This window comes from Thiohalocapsa sp. (genome assembly GCF_019695415.1).
Classification (GTDB): domain Bacteria; phylum Pseudomonadota; class Gammaproteobacteria; order Chromatiales; family Chromatiaceae; genus Thiohalocapsa.
Window position 1 is genome coordinate 1 of sequence record NZ_JAIFKJ010000391.1, and the last position, 4,369, is coordinate 4,369.

General features: G+C 66.4%; 3 protein-coding genes. 1 reads left to right on the forward strand and 2 read right to left on the reverse strand.

What is annotated here, in order from left to right; translation table 11 throughout:
* The coding region (locus tag I6U14_RS11235; protein WP_296899366.1) for an efflux RND transporter permease subunit at positions 1-2,193 on the forward strand (2,193 nt) is incomplete at its 5' end.
* Between the two features lie 519 nt (positions 2,194-2,712).
* Here I6U14_RS11235 and I6U14_RS11240 read toward each other — a convergent pair.
* Both I6U14_RS11240 and I6U14_RS11245 read right to left on the reverse strand, forming a co-directional pair.
* A complete protein-coding gene (locus I6U14_RS11240) occupies positions 2,713-3,333 on the reverse strand; it encodes a rhodanese-like domain-containing protein (protein ID WP_296899368.1) in 621 nt (206 codons plus the stop codon).
* Between the two features lie 470 nt (positions 3,334-3,803).
* Positions 3,804-4,235, reverse strand: coding sequence for a 3'-5' exonuclease (locus I6U14_RS11245; RefSeq protein ID WP_296899370.1), 432 nt, complete (start codon positions 4,233-4,235; stop codon positions 3,804-3,806).
* Positions 4,236-4,369: the final 134 nt, after the last annotated feature.

The following is a 4,369-nucleotide window of genomic DNA, read 5'->3' on the forward strand; positions in this document are numbered from 1 at the left end:
GGGCTCGGCGGCGTGCTCGGTGTGGCAGTGCTGTTCGACCAGAGCCGTTACACCAACGCGCGACTCGGCGAGCTCGGCGGCAATCTCATCGCCTGTGCCGCCGTGGTGATGGCGGTGGTGCTGCTGACCATGGGGCTGCGCTCGGCGCTCATCGTCGGCGCCGCGCTGCCGCTGTCGGCGGCCATCGCACTATTCGGACTCGACTTCGCCGGCGGGCAGATCCACCAGATGAGCATCTTCGGCATGATCATCGCGCTCGGGCTCCTCATCGACAACGCGATTGTGATGACCGATGCGGTGCGCGCCCGGCGTGCTGCCGGTGCCGCGCCGGACGTGGCGGTAGCGGACGCCGTGCGCCATCTCGGCGTGCCGCTCGCGGCCTCGACGCTGACCACCGTGCTCGGCTTCATGCCGATCTTTCTGTTGCCCGGCAATATCGGTGACTTCATCGGCCCCATCGCCGTGTCCGTGATCCTGGCACTCGCGGCGTCGTTTCTGATCTCCATGACGCTGATTCCGGCGCTGTCCGGGCTTGCCGCCACGCCGCGGGGTCGGGGCTTCTGGCAGCAGGGGCTGTCGAGCGGGCACGTCGGGCGTGCTTACGGCGCGCTGCTCGGGACCGCGTTGCGGCGCCCGCTGCTCGTGACAGCGTTGTGCCTGGTGGTGCCGGTTGCGGGCTTCGTCGCCTCGGGGCAGCTTGGATTGCAGTTCTTTCCGCCGGCGGAGCGTGATCAGTTCGAGGTGCAGGTGTGGGCGGCGGAGGAGTCCTCGGTCACGCGCACCGCGGCGTCGGTGCTGGAAGTGGAGGCGGCCATTCGCAGCGCCGGCGACGTGCAAAGTGTGTTCTGGGTGGCCGGCGGCAGCTCGCCGCCGGTGTACTACAACCAGCTGCGCAACCAGGACCGCAACGCGGCCTACGCCCGCGGCACGGTGCAGGCCGCGAGCCAGGCGGAGGCGGCGCGCCTCGTCGGCGCGCTGCAGCGCGATCTGCCGGAGCGCTTCCCGGCGCTTCGCATCGTCGTGCGCAGCTTCGGCCAGGGGCCGCCCTGCGCGGCGCCCTTCGGGGGGCGGCTTATGGGGCCTGAGGTGCAGGTGTTGAGGCTGGAGAGCGACGAGGTGCGGCGCATCCTGCACCGGCTGCCGGAGGTCACCGAGTCCATCGCGAGTATCGGCCCGGACGCGAAGACCCTTGCCATCGCCGCGGATGAACGCGATGCCGCCCTCGCGGACCTGAGCTTGGGCGCAATCGCGACCCAATACCGCACCGCGCTGGAGGGCGCCGTCGGCGGGCGCGTGCTGGAGGACGTGCAGGATCTGCCCGTGCGGGTGCGCTACGACGCGGACCAGCGCGACGACCCCGCCGCGCTCGCGACGCTACCGCTGGTCTCGGCGCGCGCACCGGGCGAGTGGATCCCGGCCGCGGCCCTGGGGGATCTCCGTCTCGCGCCGGAGACGGCCGCCATCACCCGCCGCGACGGCGAGCGCCTGAACATCATCGAGGCCTGGCTCACGCCGGACGCGCTGCCCATCGAGGTGACGGCGGAACTGCGCCGGCTGTTGGAGGCCGAGGGCTTCTCGCCGCCGCCCGGCTATCGGCTGGCGTTCGCCGGCGACAGCGAGGAACAGGGCGAGGCCATCGGGCTCCTGCTGGCCTATGCGCCGCTGCTCGGTGCACTGATGGTGGCGACGCTGGTGCTCGCGTTTCGGAGCTTTACGCTGGCCGGCATCGTGCTCGTCACCGGCGTGCTGTCGGTCGGGCTCGGCATGCTGTCGCTGTGGCTCGCGGGCTGGCCGCTGGGCTTCAACCCGATCCTGGGAAGCGCCGGGCTTGTCGGCGTCGCCATCAACGCGAGCATCGTCGTGCTCGCCGCCATCCGCGCCGATGCAGAGGCCGCCGCGGGCGAGATCGGCGCCATGCTCGCGGCCATCACCGCCGCTACGCGGCACATCGTCTCAACCACCCTGACGACCGTTGGTGGCTTCCTGCCGCTGATCCTGTTCTCCGGCGGCGACTTCTGGCCCCCGCTCGCGGTGGTCATCGCGGGCGGCGTCGGGCTGTCCATGCCGCTCGGGCTCGTGCTCACACCGGCGCTGTATCGGCTCGCGCTGCGGGCGGGGCTGGTGCGGTTGCCGGGGACGGCGGAGCCGCGGCCGCGCCCGCCGACCGGCTGTGGGCAGCCCGCTTTGACATGATGTGATTCGATGCGGAGTCCGCGCGGCGCAGATGTAGCCGGGCAGTCAGCCCCAGACGGGCATCGACTCCAGCACAGTGTCCGCGTCGGGCAGGCCCGGGCGGGCCCGATTGAGGATGCCGCCGATCATGTCGAATGGCGTTTCTGCTGTCCGCCGTTAGCTGGATCGCCGCTGCCGTTGATCAGAGGTCAGATGATGTTGGCTGAGGGTCGACGACCGTCTTGACGCCCTCGACGGTTCGCGAGGGACCTGCAATCGCGTAGCATCGCGATGGCGTCTCGCCCGCTGAGCTCTTCGCCCGACCCTGGAGGCAGGTCCGTCAACTGATCCACTGCGGACGCCCAGCAGCAACGACGCGACGGCAGCATACGGCCAGAAGCACAGCCATTGCTGTCTGCGAACGACGTCCTGTGGTCGGCGGAATTCCTAAGGCAGCGGCTGCTGTTAACTGCTGCCTGTATCCCCGGCTTACCAAAACTGGCGGCGTGAGTGTTCGCGCCGCCTTGCACTGAGAATGCTCTAGAATGCGGTTTTGGCCCCGAGGTACTTGACCAGTGCCGCGAGCCCACCTTTGGTCGCATAGACATTGTCGAAGCCAACGTTCCGTAAAGCGGTTGCGATAACTGTGCAGCGCACTCCTGCCTGGCAGGTCACCACCACCTTCTTGTCAGTCGGAATCTGCGCGAGGTTCTCAGGCTTGAACACTTCGTTCATCGGCATATGCAAGGTGCCGGGGTAGGTCACGCCCACGACGCTCTGCTCCTGTCGCGTGCGCACGTCGAGCAGCACCAAATCCTCGCCGTTCTTGATCGCCGTGATGAGCTTTTCCGGCGGGATCAAGTGCATCGCTTTCGGCACTTGCTTCTCTTCGAAACTCTCGAAGAACCGCTCGTAGGTCTTCGCCAACGCCTCGTCGTAGGCGAGCGCGGGCGGTGCGACCAGCGATCCGGCAATCAACAAGGCAACAAGTCGTTTCATCTGATCGCCTCCGAGGTTGCATATCACAATTTCAGTATAGGTCGATATAGTGAAATAGCAACGCTCTCGACACTGTGTCGTGGTGTCGCTTCGCGAGCCCGGGTTGTCAGGAGTCAGATCGTCGTGAGCAAGGGTGCGCGCCTGCATCGTGACATCAATCATGCAGGCAGCTCGAGCGTCCGGAACCTGGAGCACCTCGCCGGTTGGGGCGAAACGGCGACCGGGCGACCAGGGTCAGGAACTGCCGGTCAGGGAACCTCCGCCAATCGTCCGCCATGTGCGCCTAAGCTGCTGCCCGGTTTTGGGGTCAGGAGGGGCCGTAACCGGCCAACTGCGGACATACTGGCCGCCCTCGCAGGCGGCGGAATGTAGAATTTTCTGACACCCTGAGCCCGTGGGCCAGTTACGGCAGGTCTCGGCCAACTCCGGTCATTGGCGCTCCGTGACCCGCCGGCTGCGAATAACCCGTAACCGGCCGCTAGAACTGTCAACCTATCCATACGCGGTGTGTCTTTCTGCGGGGCGTGGGCGAAGATACAAATAGGCCGATCTAAACCGGTCGAATGGTGATACGTTTCCTATCGCGCACCCGCTACTTCTCGGCGGGTACCGCTGAATAATTCAGCGTCTCGCTAGTTGATCGAGAACGTCCGGACGCCCGCCTTCTCCAACAAATTGTAGAGAGTGGCAATTTTGCTCCGCGCCCCTCTGTGCGCGCAATAAGTGAAGACCACACGTTGCTTGGCGCGGGTGAAGGCCACGAAGAACCCCGCAGTGCCCTCGATCTGATCGTTGGCGAAACTCCACCATGCGCCATCGTCCAGGCCGACGAAGATGACGCTGTGGTATTCGAGTCCTTTGCTCTTATGGATCGTCATGAGCGGAATCGCGTGAACGCCTTGATAGGCATCGAGGGCTGACGGCCAGTCCATGTAACCGACCGACGACACAAACAGATACTCAGCGGCTGCCTCAAGTACCTTATCGAGCCAACCACCCTGGCCGTAGGTGGGGTGAACCGCAATCAGCCGTTCTCGGCCGATGAACGCCAAGATGTCGTCCACGATAGATCGGGCCATCGCCTTCGTGTTTGGTGGATAGGGCTGCGCGGCCGTCAGCTTGCACGCCTAAGCGTCCCGTTCCCGGGCCCATCCGGGCTCTTCGCCCGCCGCCCTGGTGCGCACCTTGCGACCGGCGG